The organism is Deinococcus deserti VCD115 (genome assembly GCF_000020685.1).
In the GTDB taxonomy this organism is placed as follows: domain Bacteria; phylum Deinococcota; class Deinococci; order Deinococcales; family Deinococcaceae; genus Deinococcus; species Deinococcus deserti.
Window position 1 is genome coordinate 89,030 of record NC_012527.1, and the last position, 18,148, is coordinate 107,177.

Annotated in this window: 12 protein-coding genes and 1 pseudogene; 8 read left to right on the plus strand and 5 right to left on the minus strand. The window is 60.9% G+C overall.

The features are described 5' to 3' along the window. Nucleotides 1–481: 481 nt before the first annotated feature. Both DEIDE_RS13775 and DEIDE_RS18130 read right to left on the minus strand, forming a co-directional pair. The gene (locus DEIDE_RS13775) at nt 482–3,559 is read right to left on the minus strand and encodes an alpha-mannosidase (protein WP_012694580.1); all 3,078 of its coding nucleotides are present in this window, start codon (nt 3,557–3,559) and stop codon (nt 482–484) included. A 506-nt stretch (nt 3,560–4,065) separates the two neighbouring features. Next, the gene (locus DEIDE_RS18130; protein WP_049760538.1) at nt 4,066–4,248 is read right to left on the minus strand and encodes a hypothetical protein; all 183 of its coding nucleotides are present in this window, start codon (nt 4,246–4,248) and stop codon (nt 4,066–4,068) included. 288 nt (nt 4,249–4,536) lie between these two features. Here DEIDE_RS18130 and DEIDE_RS13785 point away from each other — a divergent pair, with 288 nt between their 5' ends. From DEIDE_RS13785 to DEIDE_RS13805, 6 genes and pseudogenes are all read left to right on the plus strand, one after another. Next, nucleotides 4,537–7,662 (plus strand): AAA family ATPase, encoded by a 3,126-nt coding sequence (locus DEIDE_RS13785; RefSeq protein WP_162485639.1) that lies wholly within the window; start codon nt 4,537–4,539, stop codon nt 7,660–7,662. Nucleotides 7,663–7,937: 275 nt separating this feature from the next. Further along, nucleotides 7,938–8,786 (plus strand): annotated as a pseudogene (locus DEIDE_RS13790) (alpha/beta hydrolase). 329 nt (nt 8,787–9,115) lie between these two features. After that, nucleotides 9,116–9,394 (plus strand): double zinc ribbon domain-containing protein, encoded by a 279-nt coding sequence (locus DEIDE_RS19905; protein ID WP_415543521.1) that lies wholly within the window; start codon nt 9,116–9,118, stop codon nt 9,392–9,394. Between the two features lie 390 nt (nt 9,395–9,784). Further along, nucleotides 9,785–10,294 (plus strand): hypothetical protein, encoded by a 510-nt coding sequence (locus DEIDE_RS13795; RefSeq protein ID WP_162485641.1) that lies wholly within the window; start codon nt 9,785–9,787, stop codon nt 10,292–10,294. Between the two features lie 527 nt (nt 10,295–10,821). Next, on the plus strand, nt 10,822–12,015 hold the full coding sequence (locus DEIDE_RS13800) for a hypothetical protein (protein ID WP_162485642.1): 1,194 nt from the start codon (nt 10,822–10,824) through the stop codon (nt 12,013–12,015). A 332-nt stretch (nt 12,016–12,347) separates the two neighbouring features. Beyond that, nucleotides 12,348–13,022: a YqhA family protein gene (locus DEIDE_RS13805; RefSeq protein WP_012694584.1), complete on the plus strand. Its 675-nt coding sequence runs from the start codon at nt 12,348–12,350 to the stop codon at nt 13,020–13,022. Between the two features lie 194 nt (nt 13,023–13,216). Here the strand turns inward: DEIDE_RS13805 and DEIDE_RS13810 are convergent, their stop codons facing one another. Next, nucleotides 13,217–14,239 (minus strand): TerC/Alx family metal homeostasis membrane protein, encoded by a 1,023-nt coding sequence (locus DEIDE_RS13810; protein WP_012694585.1) that lies wholly within the window; start codon nt 14,237–14,239, stop codon nt 13,217–13,219. 981 nt (nt 14,240–15,220) lie between these two features. Between DEIDE_RS13810 and DEIDE_RS19910 the strand changes: the two genes are divergently transcribed. Then, nucleotides 15,221–15,898 carry an arabinan endo-1,5-alpha-L-arabinosidase gene (locus tag DEIDE_RS19910; RefSeq protein WP_415543523.1) on the plus strand — a complete coding sequence of 226 codons (678 nt, stop codon included), beginning with the start codon at nt 15,221–15,223 and terminating at the stop codon, nt 15,896–15,898. Next, a complete protein-coding gene (locus DEIDE_RS13820; RefSeq protein ID WP_041227690.1) occupies nt 15,798–16,304 on the plus strand; it encodes an RICIN domain-containing protein in 507 nt (168 codons plus the stop codon). Before DEIDE_RS19910 ends, DEIDE_RS13820 begins: the two co-directional genes overlap by 101 nt. Before the next feature lie 114 nt (nt 16,305–16,418). Here DEIDE_RS13820 and DEIDE_RS13825 read toward each other — a convergent pair whose 3' ends face one another. Beyond that, nucleotides 16,419–17,324: a carbohydrate kinase family protein gene (locus DEIDE_RS13825; protein ID WP_012694588.1), complete on the minus strand. Its 906-nt coding sequence runs from the start codon at nt 17,322–17,324 to the stop codon at nt 16,419–16,421. Continuing rightward, nucleotides 17,312–18,145, minus strand: a complete 834-nt coding sequence (locus tag DEIDE_RS13830; protein ID WP_012694589.1) for a PIG-L deacetylase family protein — start codon at nt 18,143–18,145, stop codon at nt 17,312–17,314. Before DEIDE_RS13830 ends, DEIDE_RS13825 begins: the two co-directional genes overlap by 13 nt. Nucleotides 18,146–18,148: the final 3 nt, after the last annotated feature.

Below are 18,148 nucleotides of genomic sequence, written 5' to 3' on the forward strand. Positions count from 1 at the left end.
CCGTGTCAAGGCAGCAGTATAGCTACGAGTTTGTCTTCATAACACTGCCAGCTGAGTGTGGCTGTCCGCTGTTCCTCAGCGAATAAGTTATGACGCACAACACTGGCTTTTCCAGGGCTGAGACCGGAGGGTCTCCTTTAAAGCAATACTGCGCGGTAGCGCAGTTGGACCCACTGGCGCCCGCTCCACCCAAACTGGGCAGCGGACTGGTTCTATCCAGATTTATAGTAGGCAAAGTACATTCAATTGTTTGGTTCGATGCCTGAAGCGCGGCTGATTTGAGCTCAGGCGCAGCAATTCAGTAGGAGAAATGCGTGACAAAGTGAGCGTTGCAAGCGGCAACAACAGTGTTAGGGCTCGTGCCGCTCATGACCGCACAGAGGTTGGCAAGTAAATTCACTCGGATTGCGGCTCCCCGTATAACTCCAATTTCCGCTTCACACGGCGATCAAGTTCTAAGGACTGCTGGTCCTTCACTGCGCTAATCCATGTCCTTCACTGCTGAACCTGACGCTGGCGCTTCACGGAGAGTCACCACCCGGAAGGGCGCGTACGCCCACTGCTCCTGGATAGTCCCCATGCGCTCCTCAAGAAAGTTTGCGGCTGTCCAATTCTGTACGCCGTGCATGACAACTTTCAGGTCACCACGCGATCCGTGTGCCTCGTACAGACGCAGTACCAGCTCATCGGTATCTTCAGCCAGCTTAAGGGCGCCGAGGTGGATGCCAGACCCAGCCTCTACGGTCAGCAGGGAACCCGTCTGGGGCCACTGTCCTGTGGAACTGCCGGACGTGCTGATCACATTTACCGGCGCGTTCAGATCGGTACTCTGCCCGACCGTACCGGTCATCCCCTGGCCGCGCCAGTCGCCGGCGTGCGGAAACAGGCTGTAGGTGAAGTGATGCTCTCCCTCATCGGCCGCAGGATCAGGGTAGACCGGCGCGCGCAGCAATGAGAGGCCCAGGACGTCACCCTGCACGCTGTAGCCGTATTTGTTGTCGTTCAGCAGGCTCAGGCCGAAGTCCCCCTCGCTGATGTCAGCCCACCGGTGACCGGGCGATTCGAAATGGGCGGCGTCCCAGCTGGTATTCATGTGCGTGGTCCGCTCGACGGCTCCGTAGGCCGATTCGAAGGTCGCGTGCATGGCCCGGACATTTGCGCGTGTGAGGGAACGCAGAAAAGTTCGGCGCCCGGTCCACTGGGCTCGCGTCACGACATCCAACCGCCGCATCCCAGGGCGCAGAACATAGGCCTGCTTCAGCCGGCTGTTGCCGAGCGTCCTGAGCACCTCGATGCGGTGTTCGTCAATCCGGCGTGGTGTCTCACTGGCCAGCACCTCCTCGCCCTGATTCGGATAGCTGGCATCGACGTCCCAGGCTTCCCAGGCGCGCGGGACATCCACGTAAGCCCACAGCTGGTTGCCCCGGATGCGTCCGTCGGCTTCCGTGCCCAGCGCTTCCCGGCGCTCAGTTTTGTGCCATACGCTTCCCAGGGTGCCGTCCTGATTGACCGTCACCCGCAGGTATTCGTTTTCCAGAGTCAGCCCCGAGGCTGCGGGTGCAGGGTGTTCAGTCGGTACACGCGCGTAACCCAGAGCAGGAACCCGGACTCCCCGGCAGGCACGTTCGGTCAGTGAAAGGTTCCAGGCAATCTCTCCCTTTCCACTGACCTGCTCGCTCAGCACCTGAAGGGCAGAACGCCTGAGGGCTTCCCCGCGTTCCAGAGCTTCGTGCAGTTCATGGTGAGCCGTGTCATAGACCGCTTTGACACTGCTGCCGGGCAGGATGTCGTGGAACTGGTTGCGAAGCAGCACTTTCCACAGGCCGTACAGATCATCACGGGGGTACTCGGCGCCGGTCAACTTGAAAGCCAGCGCGCAGGCGGCTTCGGCCTCAGGCAGGATATGCTCGAGCTTCCGGTTCAGTGCCTTGATGCGCCCCTGACTCGTGTAGGTTCCACGGTGCAGTTCCAGGTACTGTTCGCCGACCCAGACCGGCAGCCGCGCCGGGTCAACCCGTGAATAGAAGTCCTCGATGCGGGTCATGTGCAGCGTGGGCAGGCCGGGAAAGTCCTTCAGACGCTCGTAGCGTTCGAGCATTCCGCGTGTCGGGCCGCCGCCGCCGTCTCCATAGCCGAACGAGAGCAGCGACTCGTCGTGCCAGCGCTTGCCTCTGAAGGATTTCCACGTTTCGGCCAGGTCGAGGGCCTTGATATCGCCGTTGTACCCCTCGGCCGGGTTATAGAACTGATGCGCGAGCACGCGTGTGCCGTCAATCGCTTCCCACTGGTACAGGTCGTAGGGAAAAGCATTGGTTTCCGACCAATACAGCTTGGTGGTGAAAAAGTACGGGATCTCACCCTGCCGGAGGAACTGCGGCAGATTGGCGGAGTAACCGAAGGTATCAGGAAGCCAGCACACCGAAGCGCGCTTGCCGAAATGCCTCTCAAAAAACCGCTGACCGTGCAGCAGCTGCCGGGCCCAGCTCTCGCCGCTGATCAGGTTGCCGTCGGGCTCGACCCACATGCCGCCCACGAGATCCCACCGGCCTTCCTTGACGCGGTCCTGGATTCTTCTGAAAAGATCAGGGGCTTCTTCCAGCACGAACTCGTACAGCTGACCCATACTCTGGTTGAACGTGAAATCCGGGTACTCGTCCATCAGGGACAGGACAGTCGAAAAGGTCCGTTGAACCTTCTGGCGGGTTTCCGAAAGCGGCCACAACCAGGCCAGATCAATATGAGCGTGGCCCGAAAGGGCCAGTCTTCCCTCCGCTGGATAGCTGCGCAGCAATTCTTTGTGTGCGTTACGAAGCAGCTCACGCGCCGCCTCCAGCTGGCCCCGCCACCCGTCCGGATACGGTGCGGGATCAGTCATTTCGAAGTTGTACTCGTCCCACAATCCGTTGAGCCTGGAGCGCTCGGCAGCCCCCCAGCTCAGGCGCGCGAGGTAGGTTTCAGAGTCCTGACGCTCAAGCGGAATGAGGGCGAAGGCTTCGTCCGCGATGTCCAGCACTCGGGCGGCAATGGGCTCGCGGTTCATCGTCATCAGCTGCGCCGCGCCGTCAAGATAAGAAAGCAGATCCTCATATACAGCCTGCACGTCCTGATCCGGCACATACAGTCTCAAAGCCCCCAGGTGGGGTGTGCGCTCAGGGGTACCGAACAGACCTTTCGGGCTGGCACGGATGCGCAGTTCCAGTGTTTCGCCGCCCGCGGCCCGGGGCAACAGCAGCTGCTCGCGGTGGAATGGATTCAGTCCGCCGGTGGCACGGCCACCAAGCTCCACCAGGGCCTCGCCGCCCGGCTCGGCGTGCAGCATGACGCGCTGTCCCGCCCATTCGGAAGGAACGGTGGCCTCGAACGTCATGGTGACCGGAAATGTTCGCGATGGCCAGGGCTGTCCGGCGGGAAGGGTGCTGGTCTTTCCCTCTGCATCGGCAAACTGCACGGTGCGGATGGGAAGCCGTGCGCGGTCCCGCCAGCCGGCCAGCTCATGGAGTCGGTTGGTCAGCCGGTCAAGCTGTTGCTTCAGGGTCAGGGCAGAGTTTCTGGACGTCATGGTTCTCCTCGGGCTGAAAGCAAAGGATAGGGGCGTGCATGCACCTGCGACTGCTCAGGGGGCAGGGCCACCGCTCCCGGTGTCAAAGTTCCTCAACAGTAACAAGTCGTGGTGGGCCCCTTCTGTGGAGCACGCCTGCCGCCGTCCACAATGGGGGTGAACTCCGTGCCAGGAGTTGCTCTGGAGATGCGGGACAGGCCTTGAGTTCACCCGTGACCATCCCCTTCGGGTCCTCACGCAGCTTCGGTTCTTCTCCCCTTATGCACGGCTGCTGACGCCTCAAGACATCGGCAAGGCCAGAGGTCGGCGCAACCAGTGCGGCAGCGCGGTGTCACTTCTACACGGCACGCGTCCAGTCCGTACCCGGGGTACAGGTGCAGCTCTGTCGGTTCGCCGGCCTGCTCACAAAGCAAGCGCGTACCCGCATCAGGAAGAACCTCATCTGCACTGCCGTGAAGCAGCAGCGATCCTGGGCTCGGCTTACGCACTCAGCCCCATAGGCCGGGCTAAGCGACCACGCCTCCCAACGCGTCACTGTTAACCGCTGCCTTGATCACGACCACGCCACCAAACGAATGCCCCTCGAGGCGTGCAGGGCCCAATGTTTCCAGGTACGTTGCTCTGGTCAGCACATCAAGAGTGCATTCCGCCACTTCACGAGGCTGCCGGTCATCGAGATGCAGGGACATGAGACCCCAACGCAAGCAGCGGATAACAGTGACACACGCAGCCACCGGCGACCTCAAGGAAAAACAATTCACTTCTTCATCAGCTGGCTGGTCTCCAAAAATCTCTGGGCAGCAGTCCGGATCTGCTGGAACGTGCCAGCCCTCAGCAGTTCCGAATCCAGGCCCCCCCCTCGGTCTTCAAGCTGCACGACTACAGTTCAGTCAAAACTGGTCTGCGCCGCAACGCCCTCCCCTCAGGGAGCCAGCCTTCATCCAGCCCTGCGGTGAAACCCGGTAGACTCTCCACACGTGAGCCGGCGAGAGGACCTCGTTCATCAGATCAGCAGGCGTCTGGCGGCCCTGAGCACGAGGCGCGGTGGACTGGCCGTGGCCTTATGGGGGGATCCGGGTGTTGGGAAGTCATGGACCGCTGCAGAAGTGCTCCGGGCGCTCCCATTACGTTCCGCCGAGGTGCAGGCCAGTGCGCCTCTGAGCAGCGTGATCGTCAGCCTGCCGCGCCCGGCACGCCTTCCAGTCTGGACAGAAGAAGCCCTGCGGCGTCTGGAGCGCCGGGAAGTCATCGCGCCAGACGACATGGGCGACGTCCTGACTTCACTGCTGAGCGAGCTGGCTCCCTTTGTTCTGTACGTCAAGGACCTCCACGAAGCGTCGGCGGAACAGCTTCGGCTCTGGCAGGCCGTGGCTGGCGGCGTCACTCGCAGCCGCGGGGTCGGCCTGATGGCGACAAGCCGGCAACCACCTCCCGCTCCATTTGAAGTGCAGGCGCTCGGTCTTCTTGATCAGGAGGAAACCGCCGTCCTTCTGAACCAGACCCTGGGCGCCTGCCTTCCTGCAGAGGCCGCTGAGTGGATTGGACAGCATGCAGCAGGAAACCCGCTGTTCAGCATCGAGTACCTGCGCTTCCTGATCCGGCAGGGATGTCTCTGGAACGACGGCGAGCGCTGGCACTGGCGCGCGCCCCGGGAGAGCCGCATTCCGACCAGTGTCGAGGCGCTGATTTCGCATCTGTGCCATACCCCTCCACTGTCGGCGCCGGCCCAAGCGGCCCTGGAGGCGCGCGCCATGCTGACGGCCGGGATGGCGCCGGCAGTCTGGGCACAGGTTGCCGGACTTGAGGCGACCCAGCTGCAACACGCGTGTGAGGAGCTTGATCACCGGGGCATCCTTCGGGAAGGTCAGTTCGTTCACCGTTTGTATCAGGATGTGGAACTACACCACCTGACGCCTGCCAGACGTCGGCTGATTTCACGCCGCGCTGTGAGCGCGCTGCTGGAGACGGATGTGGAAGCCGCCGCAACCTTCGTGGTTCACGCGGAGCTTCCCGGTAACGATGCGCTGCCGCTGCTGCGCCGCGCTGCCGGGTCTGCGCAGTCAGGTGGCCGGCACCGGCAGGCCGCCGAGTATCTTTCCCAGGCGGTACAGCATGCCCATGGGGGAGAGCGTGCACAGCTGGCACTGGCAGCAGCGCGCCTGTGGCGGGACCACGAGCCGCGCCGGGTCATTGCCCTGGCCGAGGAGGTTCTCGAGATAGAGCCCAGAAACCTGGACGCTGCATTCCTGCTGGCAGGAGCACTGGTTCTTCAGGGCGAGGAGGAGCGCGCCACCCGGCTGATCCGGAGCCTGCAGGACAGCGCCGAGCTCGAACCGCTGTGGTTGTTTCAGCTGATCTCGCTTCACGCGGACAGGAACGACTACGTCGGGGTCATGACGCTGTGGCAGGAACACCCGGGCCTTCACCATCTGGCTCCGCCTTCCGTGCTGGCCCAGGTGGTGCGCGCCCTGGATTTCGTCGGACAGCCCACGGAAGCGTGCACACTGGCAGCCCAGGCCCTCGAACACAGGGGCCTCACGGGCCCTGAGCGCACAGCGTTGCTGTTTGCCCGGTGCCGGGCCCTGTACAGCGCAGGAAATCTCGAAGCCGCCGAAGCGGACGCAAGTGAAGTGGTGACGCTGACTGAGGCAGGCCAACGGGTGCACGAGTGTGCCCGCGGGCTCTCGACCCGGGCGACAATTCGTGACACGTTGGGCCGCTACCCTGAAGCCCTTGCAGACGCGCAGACCTCGCTGAAACTGTTTGCCAGCCTGGGTGTCGCGCGCGACTATGCCCAGCAGCAGAGCCGTCTGGCGTGCCTGCTGCTGGAATATGGCGACTATGAGCAGGCCGAGACGCTGCTGCACGAGGGCCACGAGGTCATGAAGCGTGCTGGGGTCTCGCATTTCCTGGCGCTGTGCGAGTACAACCTTGCCTACCTGTACCTTGAGCAGAATCCGCCGTTCGGAGGCACGCTGGCCCTGAAATACGCTCATGCCGGACTCCAGCATGCCCGCCAGGCCGGGAGCCCCCTGATTGTCGCGCAGACAGCCGCCATGGCAGCGCGGGCAGAGGCGATCCACGGCACCCCCCAGCATGCGCTGGAACTTGCAGACGAGGCCCTGGACCTCACGCAGCAGCTTGGCACTTCGCATGACACCGCGTGGGCCATCTGGGCCCGGGGCTTTGCGCTGGAAGCGTGTGGCCGGCCGGCCGAGGCGCTGGCGTCGTTCCAGGCGGCGGCTGATGAACTCGCAGGCCGGGGGTTGACCCTCTGGGCGCACCGGCTGGGGCTGGAAGCGGACCGGCTGGCTGGTGACGCCACTGCAGCAGGCGCGAAACTGGCGTTTTTCCGGGAGCACGAGCTGCGCAACTGGGTCAATGTCACGGGCCGCTACTTTCCTGGCCTCGCGGGTGAGCACCCGGTCCAGGCTCCGGCACCCGCCTCCGTCCGGCTCAGCGTTCTTGGGTCCGTCCAGCTTCATCGCGGAGCGGAAGCGCTGCGCTACAAGGGCCAGAAGGGGAAGGAACTGCTGGCCTGCCTGCTTGAGGCCCGCCTGGCGGGCCAACATGAAGTCAGACAACTGACGCTGCAGGAAACCCTCTACCCGGAATTGCAGGACGGGGCCGCGGTCTCGGCCCTGCAGCAGCTGGTCTACCGTCTGCGCCAGGTGCTTGGACCGGAGGTTATTCAGCGCACCGACGGCGGGTACCGCCTGGGCGCTGCCGAGTCTGACGCCGAAGATTTTCTCAGGACCAACGATGCGAGGCTGTGGCGTGGGCCCTACCTGGAAGATCTGGGGGCCGGGCAGGACGCGGCTGTGGAAGAAGCGCTCTATCACGCGCTGGAGCGGCAGGCGCACGAGTTGCTGGCCAGCGACGCGCGGGAAGCGGCCCGGGTGGGCCGGATCCTGCTGGAACACGACCCGTACGACCAGCGCATGCTGGCTCTGACACTGCGCGCGCTTCAGAGCAGCGGCAACCGCCGGGGAGGGCAGAAGCTGTATCAGGAGATCGCAGCACGCTTCGCTGAGGTCGGCGAGGTGCTTGTGCCGCTGCAGGCCCTCCTGGAAAGGCCCTTATCGAACTCCCGCAGCACCTGACACGTTCGTTTCTTCTGGTCGCCGCAATGGGGCGTGAAGTGAACATCCCCCAGGTGCAGTCGGGCGCTATGAGGCTGCTACGAACGAATGGAATTGGTCGTGAAGATTGCACTCAATGTTAAGAAGAGTTGAACGTGTAAAGCGATGCTCAGCTCTAGAGTGCGTTTATCAACCTCATGGAGTTCCCGTAAGTCTCAAGCAGCTTGCGACAAACCGCTTTGTTCCCTTAGTACTTACTCTTATGGTAAGACTGCCTTGCCCTTGTTGGAGTCCCGATGAAGAGAATCCTGTCCCTCCTGGCCGTTACGGCTGCACTTAGCGCTTCCGCCAGCGCGAGCTCCGTCATGAACGTCAGCATTGCTTCCAAGGAATTGGGGCGTGACTGGTCGTACAACGTGTACCTGCCCACCGGGTACAACCCCAGTAAAGCCAACTACCCCGTGCTGTACCTGCTGCACGGCAACGGCGGCAATGAAAATGATTAGGTGGTCAATGGCAACGTCAAACAGCACGCCGACCGCCTGATTGGCAAAGGCGAAATGCCACCCACCATCATCGTCATGCCCAGTGCGAATACCACCTGGTACGTCGACCGTAAAAAAAAAATGGAGAGCGCGTTCATCAATGAACTCATCCCGCACGTAGACAGGACCTACAGCACCATTGCGAAACGCGACGGCCGCATGATCGGTGGTCTGTCCATGGGTGGATACGGCACCGTCCGCTTCGTCATGAAGTACCCGGAGCTCTTCCGCTCTGCCGCGGCGCTTTCCCCAGCCATCTACGATCCGGAAGTACCCAGCAGTTCCAGCGCCCGCCGCGTCGGTGTGTTCGGCGCAAGCGAGTTCGACCCTGCCGTGTGGACGGAACTCAACTACCCCAAACTTCTGCCTGGCTTCCTCTCGAAGAAAATCCAGGTACCGATGTACATCAACTCCGGCGACGATGACGTCTTCCTTATCCACAAGGACGCGACCAACCTGTACGAGCGCCTACGCATGAATGGTCAGCCCGCGCAGCTTCGCATAGTCGAAGGCGGGCATGCGTGGGACGTCTGGGAGTCCACGATCAGCGACGCCATGAAGTACATGGCCAGCTTCGTCAGTCGCCCTACGCCAAAGTAACCCAACGAAACGCAGGCAGGCTCCCTGTACGGGGAGGCTGCCTGCGCTTCGTTGCTGCCTGACGCGGGACTTCTGTCGGCGCCACAGCGCGTACGAAAGAAGTCAGACGGAAAAACCGCCGCGAGGCTTATCTTCTGCCAGCACTGTAGTAGGGAACCTCCGGTGGAGATCCGCGCCCTGTGCTCTGAGGTTACCGCCTCAATTCGGCGTGGCCACCCCACGGAATGCACCACGCCGGATATTTGTCGGCGCCCCCCGCACTTCCTGGAGCAGCCGTCCAGCTGGTCGCAGTAGCCTCAGACTGTGTGATCGTTGGAATCCAGACGTCAATGGCGGGCGTTCGCGTTAGTCAGGTGTTACCTCTTCCTGCTTACGGTAAGCACCAGGAAGGAGGAATCGTGACCACGAACGCCGTGTCGTACCACATTTGCCCCAAATGCTCCCGGGCCGTGCCTGCCGAATCCCAGGAGCTGTTCTGCCCCAACGACGGAACAAAACTTCTAACGATATGCCCAGGCTGCTCCGGGCTCATCCTGTCACCGTATTCACAGTTTTGTTCGCGATGCGGCCATCCGTATATTAGCTCGCTTCATGACGCGGGCGACTGAGGCTGGCGCAAGTTCGCTTTGACTTTGGTCCTTGGCTGCGTGGTGTTACTTGCCTATCCCGCACGCATCAATTCCTTTCACGGGCACGAGATTCATTGGTACACCGCTGGCGCCATGAGGTCCGAAGTTTCGATTTCCGTTAGTAGAACGTGAGCAGGTATAGCTCATGGTGGCTGAAAGGAGGAAAAGCATGTTCTGTGGTCTGGTGCGCTCCGCTTGGCACCAGGAACGAGACATCGGCTTGATATCCCTGTTCCAGCAAGCCGGACCAAAACGTATTCCCGTATCTAGCCCCACCATTTTTCACGGCACGTAACGGTGCCCATGTCGCACAGCGAAGTTGAATGCGGGCTTCCTTTGCCCTGCGGTTGATCCGCTCAAGAGGTCATCATGATGCGAACAATGTTGTCCCTGGTTCCCCTTTTGGTGGTGCTTGCCGCCTGTAATCCCCAAACCTCCACCATCCCAAACCCACAGGATCCCTACGCTGGACTGCCGGCCCCACTGCCCAGCGCGCGGACGGAAGGAATATTCGCCGCTCAGACAAACGCGGCCGTGCGCGTCGGAGGGGTAACGCTGCAAAGAGGAGCCGTCGCCACCTACGTGGACCTGCAGGAGACCGACGGGCGTGTGCAGGGATTTGCACTGTTCCGGGGCCTCGATAAGCGCGAGCAGCGCGTCGAACTCTCGGGAACAAGCCAGGACGGAAAGGTCACCGTCCCTCTTTCAGTGAACGTCTGCGGAGAGAATATTGACCTCACGCTGTACGGCACCATCAATCCCGCCACCACCGTCAACTTTGCGGGAGGCTCCAGGACCGTGAAGTGCTATGGCGTAAACGTCACGGCTACGGTTGATCCCTTCAAGGTTGACCGCGTGCCTACTGGCGGTGCCCAGTGAATCGCCGCCTGAAGCTTGCCGCGCTGCTGCTGTCCCCATTGATTGGGGCGTGCAGCATGCCCAATATCGAATCTGCTGGGATCTCAGTCGCTCCTGGAAGCCTGCAACTCAGTGCTCCCGAAGTGAACGTGCCGCTGGGTGGCAGCGGCAAAGTTTCTGTCAAAGTCATCAAAAATTGCATCAGCCCAGAAGAGCAGGCCACCGCCGATATCATCCTTGCCAAGGTGACGCCTGACGGCTGTCACTACGTCGATGAAAACGGCGAACAGAGGGATCACAAAGAGAACGTTTGGGTCGGCACACAATTCTCAAGCACGCCTGAGCCCTCAATCTACGACAGCAATCCGAAACCGGAAATCTGGTACACGGGAAAAATACCAGACGGTCTTTCCATTCAGTGGGCTAATCAGCCTGCTGAGGAGCAACGGGGTGAGGTTATTCTTGCCGGAAAGCAGGGGGACATCTCCTCAACGGAACTCACGGTCCGGACTACTTCCACTGTGAAACCAGGAAGCTACGTCCTGCATGTGACCGACAATTCATCAGGCCGACATAACTCGGCTCACAACGTCAAGCTGACCGTAAACGTGACGGCACCGGTGCCCAAATCAATTACGGGCATTAGCGCAAGCGCCCAGCCCACGACGATCACGGCAGGCCAGACCGCCCTGATGAGTGCCTCCCTGACCGGGACAGGGGATTTCGACCGGACAGTACGGTGGAGCGTCATGAGCGGCGGCGGAAGCCTGAGTGCGTCTACTGGAGCCTCTGTGACCTACACCTCTCCTTCACAGGCCACGACAGCCATCATCCGCGCGGCCAGCGCCGCCAATCCAAGCGTGTACAAGGACCTGACTGTGACGGTCAAGCCCCCGCCACCGACCATCACCGGCGTAAGTGTCACGGCAACGCCGACAACCATTCCGAGTGGCGGCAGCAGCACTCTGCGGGCCACCGTCAGCGGCACCAACAACTTCAACCCGGCGGTGACCTGGAGTATCGTGAGCGGCGGCGGCACATTGAGCAGCACCAGCGGAGATACGGTCACGCTGACGGCTCCAGCTGGCCCAGCAAATATTACGGTGCGTGCCAGCAGCGTAGCTGATATGAGCAAGAACGACACCGTTACGGTAGAGGTAGCGGCGCCTGATCCCCAGCCCGGTACGGCGCAGCTTGAGGGGACCATCACGAACTGGAACGCGAGCTCGACCGGTGGGCAGGTAAGCATTGAAACATCAAACGCTGACCACACGGCACTAACGGTGCTGAGCAGCGCCCCTGTAAACCAGAACGGCACGTTTACCCTGACCCTGCCCGTACCGTCGACCCTGGACCCCTACACCATTGATTTTGGGCAGAGCTGCACCAAGAACGTTCAACCTGCCGATCTGCGGGTGGCCGGGGGCAGCCTCTACGTCACGCGGGACAATGTCAAACGGTATCTCGACAGTGACGCCAGTGTCCGCCTGTCATTCCTGATCTACGTAGATCGCGCGGGCAGCGTAGACGCTCAGTGCACCAGTACCTACACAAAGCCTGACGGAACGGTCATGACCGAGCGTGTGGAATACAAGTACACCTTCGCGGCCGCCGGTTGGTACCCGGTGTACCTCACGGTGTCGCAGACTAACGCCACCACCACTGTGTACACCCACACCAGCGGGCCCCTCAGCGGAGCCCCCAGCAGCTACATCGAGTCGGATCCCGTCGCTACCCCCTGAAGTTCCATAACACATCACTCTGCAGCCGCGAGACTTTGTCCTTTGGGATCTCGCGGCTGCGAGTGTCGTGACGGGAGCAAAAGCCATTGCTGACGTTATCCAAAGCCTTTCTGTACTCCATCGCGGGTCGCCATGAAAAAAGCTGGACAGTCCAGAGCCAGTGGCCCGACGCTGCAGCAGATCCTCGGAACTCCCCCGTGGCCAGCAACAACAAGGGGCTTCGGGCACTGTCACATACCCGAACCGACTCTTCCAACACCGGACTGACTGATTAAGAAGCACCATCGCACGGTCCTGGGTTTGACCGACCTCTAGCAAGACATACTGTGCAGGTGAGCCAGCAAAGCCCTGATCATCATTCCAAACGGGACCTGTTCAGTGACCTGATCGGCCGCACGCGTTTTGTTGTTCTGATTGCGGTTATTGCGGTGCTGCTGGTTTCTTTCAGTCTATTTTTGCAGGGCACGTTCCTGGCCCTGCACACCATCTATGAGACCTGGCACGACATGTTGACCAAAGGCATCTCAAGCCAGTCGGGAACACTGGCCGTCGAGTTCCTGGAGGTCGTGGGCACCATGCTCAAGGCGGTCGTGTTCTATCTGATTGGTGTGGGTCTGTACTCGCTGTTCATCAAGCCTCTGAATCTGACTTCAGCTCTGGGTGTGGAAAGCCTGAGTGACCTTGAACAGAAAGTCGTTTCCGTCATTATCGTTATTCTCGGCGTGACGTTTCTGGAGCATTTCATCCGCTGGCAGAATCCACTCGAAACCCTTTATTTCGCGGGTTCACTGGCGCTGGCGGGTGGGGCGCTGGTGTTTTTTCAGACGGTGCATCGGGGAAAGGGCAGCGACCTGCAACAGCCGGAAGCAAAACTTCGTGCCCGCCGTGAGTTGTTTGAGCATGATACGGAGCAGCTTGTGATCAGTGAACGGGACGTCAAACGGGCCGAACATGCCACCCAAGCCAAAATAGAGGGCAAAGTAGAGGCTGAGGCCGGCTCCGAGTAGGAGACACTTGAACGAAACAGAGCTTCAGGAGCGAGCCTGTTCGCTCCTGAAGCTCTGTCTTTGCGGGTCGGAAGCAGCCGTTGTGGCATGCAGTCAATGTCCTTTGTGTAGTCCTGCCACTCTTCAGATCAATCAGGAATGGTGGTTGTCATACAAGGCCCCCAAGCTGGGGTTCCCGGTCTATGGCCGGGCTCCTATAGCTGTGGTTTGGCTGCCGGTCCTGGGGTACGGTTCTTCCACAGGCTTGTCAGGATACCGCCCGCCAGGATACTGAGCGTGATCCCCAGGCTCAGTGCCGGGTCCATCTTGCCGAAAAGCTGAGTGTAGAAAATCTTGCCGCCAATAAACATCAGGACCAGGGCAAGCGCTGGCTTCAAGGCTTCGAAGCGGTGAATCAGTGCGTCCAGGGCAAAGTACAGGGCACGCAGGCCAAGGATGGCAAAGATGTTGCTGGTGTAGACCAGAAAAGGGTCTTGTGTAATGGCGAAGATAGCTGGGATCGAATCAACTGCGAACACCAGGTCCGCTGCTTCCACCAGAACCAGGGCCAGAAGCAGGGGCGTGGCGTGCAGACGCCGCCGACCGCCGGCCTCCGGCAGCCGGGTCAGGAACTTCTGGCCGTCAAGCTCGGAACTCACGGGAATGATGCGTTTGAGCAGCCGCACCACCGGATGACGTTCGAGATCGGGCGCGTCCGAATGGCCACCTCTGGCCAGCAGCAATTTGATGCCGGTCAGCAGGAGGAAGGCGCCGAACACCCACATGATCCAGTCGAACTGGGTCACCAGAGCCGTACCGAGCCCAATCATCAGCCCACGCAGGACGATGACACCGAGAATGCCCCACACCAGAACCCGGTGTTGCAGGTGTCTGGGAATGGCCAGTGCTCCAAAAATCACACTGATGACAAAGACGTTGTCGAGCGCCAGTGCCTTCTCGACAGCGAAGCCAGTCAGGTACTCGATACCGCTCTGGGGGCCAAGCGTCGACCAGACCCACACCCCGAACAGCAGGGCAACGCTAATGTAGAAGAGACTCAGTTTGAGGCTCGCTTTCACCCCAATCTCGTGGGGCTGCCCTGCACCTGAAGCAGCCTGGGCCTCGCGGCGCTTTCCAAGGACGCCCAGGTCAAAAGCCAGCAGGGCCATGACCAGGGTGATAAACATCAGCCACATCCAGGCGGGTTTGCCCAACCAGAGGTCAAGAAGGAATTCCATGAGTACGCTCCTTTTCAACGGAGCGCCGCACAGATGTGTCCAGGGGCCAGCTGCTGGCCAACGGGAGCCAGACCTGGACAGGCACCGTGAGGCGGTCCTGTCCGGGTCTGGCCCTTGCTGTGCGGAACGGGGCAGCATTGCCGCCCGAAATGACGTCCTCGCACTCCCTGTCCATCAGCAGACAGGGCAGCGTACTCCCCCGGAATTGTGAAAATTAAATCAAGAATATGAAGGCAGCACTGTGCAATCGTCACAAACAGGAAATTGATCGCATCTTCTGAATATTTTTGCAGGGCAGTTGTTCAGTGCTGTAGCTGAGAGCCGTGTCTGGTGTCTCTGATAAACACTGCTGCTGAGCAGGGGGCATAGACCCTAGAGGGAAGGTGCCTCAGGAAAGAACCTGTATTGGTAGGTACTTCTGAATCACGTCCTGCACGGTGAACAGATACTAGTCAAGCCATACTTTCCATAAAAGATTGACGGAATCCCTATTTCTGCTTATGGTTGTTAGCGTTCACAAGAAATTTGACCCGTCCACTCTCTAGCTGGGACATGGATCAATAGCTTTATTGCCAACAGCCATCTCACGAGCTCATTATCTTAACAAGGGTGCTTTATGCAGCGTTGGGTTGCTTAGTTGTTGCCGTTCACGCTTCTCCTTGCGTCTTACAGCATTGAGTCGCGGAGCGCCACGCATCCCTTACCGGTTCTACAGACGTAGTCACTGGTAAGCATGTCGGGCGATCTGGGGAGCCATGATCCTGGGCTGTTGAAAGCAGGGAGCACGTACTGTTCGATGTCGACCGGTATCAAGGATTCGGCCAATCCGGAAGATGTCCTTGTTCACCGCTCCAGGGGCGGGATTGGTGGCAGCTGGAGCACCCTTGGCGCTGTTCCTCCACCAGCCTGGGCCATGCGTGAATACGGAAGAATATATGGGCTCCAGAAGTGGTCTATAACGGGAATGACTGCCGGTACTACATGTACTACGCTGCTTCTCCGTTCGGCACCAGAAACTCTGCTATCGGTGTGGCCAGCAGCACCAACCCGTGTGCCACCGGCACCTGGACCGACCACGGGCCCATTCTGAGGTCCAGCAGCACGACCACGGATGACAACGCCATCGATCCCAATGTGCACTGGGATAGCACCAGCGGCTGGTGGAAGTCATGGGGATCGTTTTTTGGCGGCATCAAAATTCAGCACATGAGCAGCATGACCACCTTCGACGGGCCGACCTGCACCATCGCGTCCCGGCCAGGAGTGGCCAATAACCCGGTCGAGGCACCTTCGACCTTCAAACGGGGCAAATACCACTACCTGTTCGCGTCATGGGACAGCTGCTGCAAAGGCCTGGACAGCACCTATAAAACCGTGGTCGGGCGCGCAACCAGTATCACTGGCCCGTACTCCGACAAGAACGGCGTCCGCCTGGACCAGGGCGGGGAACCCCTGTACTTAACCACCGGGCCAACAAAGTCGGCCAGGGCGGCAGGAAAACGGCAACTTCTACTTCACACACCATTACTACGACCGCAACAGCGGAGGCAGCCCCAAAATGGATGTCAAGCTGCTGGAGTGGAATGGCAGCTGGCCCTATACCAGCGAAACGACCAACGGGTACAACCTCGTCAGCGGTGGAACCTACCGGCTCGTTAACCAGACGAGCGGCATGTGTATGGATGTGCAGAATGGTGTAGCGACTTCCACCGCCCAGATTCAGCAGTGGGGCTGCAATGGTCTTCCGGCGCAGAACTTCACGTTGGAGCAGACGGCAGAAGGCTTCTACCGCCTGAGAAGCGTGTTGGGTGCCCAGGATATGTGTCTGGATAATGCTAACGGGAACAGCACGCCGGGTACGGACGTCCGCCTGTGGAGCTGCAACAATGCCTTCGCTCAGAACTGGCACCTGGAAGACATGGGTCACGGTTATCACCGGCTGATTGGCCAGCAGACCAAACTGGCCCTCGACAACCCTAACGGCAGCACCACGGCAGGTACGGAAATCCGCACCTGGTCCATCAACGGCGCCGCCGCGCAGAACTGGCGGCTCGAACGCCGCTAAGCGCAGAACACGACAGACGGCCCGTGACTGTCTGTCGTGTCTGCTCTCGCTTAAGCCAGGAACTGGGTCTGAAGGCAGTGCCGCCAAGAGCGGCAGCGCGGCTGACCCCAGCAGTTACTCAGGATCCGGGCTGAACCGGCGGGGCATGGTCGAAATGGCGTTTGACGCGATGTGCACCGCGTACGCGAGAGCTTGATCCAAGTGCGCTCCATCCAGGGTGGCATGCAGGAACGCCGCGTTCCAGGTGTCACCCGCGCCGACCGAATCGATCACCCTGACCTCGGGAGCCGGCTGCCGGAAGACCCGGCCATGCTGAGAGGCAAGGACGCCGGCAGCCCCGAGTTTGACCGCCACCACTCCGTCCGGCCTGATCTGATCCGCCAGTTGGTGCACGGCGGCGATCAGATCAGGAAGGTTGGTAAGGCCAAGGGCTTCAATTTCATTGATCAGGAGGAAGCTGACCTCAGGCAGCCAGTGATGGACTTCCGCCCGGACGTCAGGCGTAAAGCCCCAGGCAGGCCAGCCGAAATCCAAGGCGACCTGCGAGCCACGCGAAGTCAGCTCGCTCAGGACGGCCGGATATTGTGCCCGCAAAGCAGGAGTGAGAAAAGCTCCGGCGAGCAGGGTCACGCGCGCGTGCGGAACACGCGGGTGCAGATCGTCCCAGCTGAGCGTTGCCAGGTGCCCGAGGCAGGTAATAAAACTCCGCTCAGTGGAGGGGTGATGAAAAGCGGTCGTGATGGAGGTGTCCTGCGGGACCGGGATCCAGTCCACGGTGGAGGGCGCAAACTGCTGGCGAAGCCACTCACCGGCCAGATCGGTCCCAACGGTGCTGACCGTCAGCGCGCCGGTCCCAAGTTCAGCGCAGGCCACGGCGACATGGCCTGCACTGCCACCCACTCTCCACACCAGCTCCGGAACAAGCACCTCCGTGCCGTGTTCCGGCCAGTCTGCCAGCGGCCCCAGAATCAGGTCCACGTTCACGTTTCCGACGATCGCCAGCGGCATCAGGTCCTGCACAGCTGCTCCTGGTGGAACGTCACATCCAGGCCCTCGAACAGGTCCTCGACCGGATAGCGCGACAGGGGGCCGCGTAAGCCACCCAGGCTAAACGTCTCCTGCTCCAGCAGCGGCCCTATCTGCGCATCTGACAGGTTTCCGAGGGTACTCAGTGGGCCGGTCTGCGTCCGGTGAGAACGCAGCGCAGCGCGCTTCTGTCCCGCGTGCGCACGGACGTCAATCCGGGCTGCAACCGTGGCTTCACACACCGCGTACGTCTGCGGGGCAAGCCCGCTGAGCACGCCAAGCGCCTGCCCGCTTTGGAGGCGCCGCATCTCCTCACCTGTCTGCACCACGTAAAACAGACGGTGCACCGCATGCCCGTGAATCCCGGCGCTAGTGAATGCTGCTGTGGCCGCCCGGTGGGCGACGAGATGATCCGGATGGCCATAGATACCGTGCGGATCGAAGGTCAGCATCACCTGAGGCCGCACCAGGGCAATCACTTCCAGAATCCGCGCCTCGATTTCCAGAGGGTCGGCATTGATGGTCGCGAGGGGGTCGTCCCGCCGGAGCCGTTCGCCGCGGCAGCTGTCGTGGTACCCGAGAAAAATCGGGGGTGCCACGCCGAGTTGTGCGCAGGAGTCCCGAAGCTCCTGTTCGCGCTGAGCGGCGAGATCCGTCACTAACAGTTCAGGGTCGGTATTTTTCCCGGCTTCCCCGCGCGTCAGGCAGATCAGAGTGACAGCTGCGCCCTGTGCAGCGTATCTGGCGAGGGTTCCACCGCACCGCAGCGCTTCATCGTCGGGGTGAGCAAAGACAGCCAGCAGCGATGCCTGCATGTC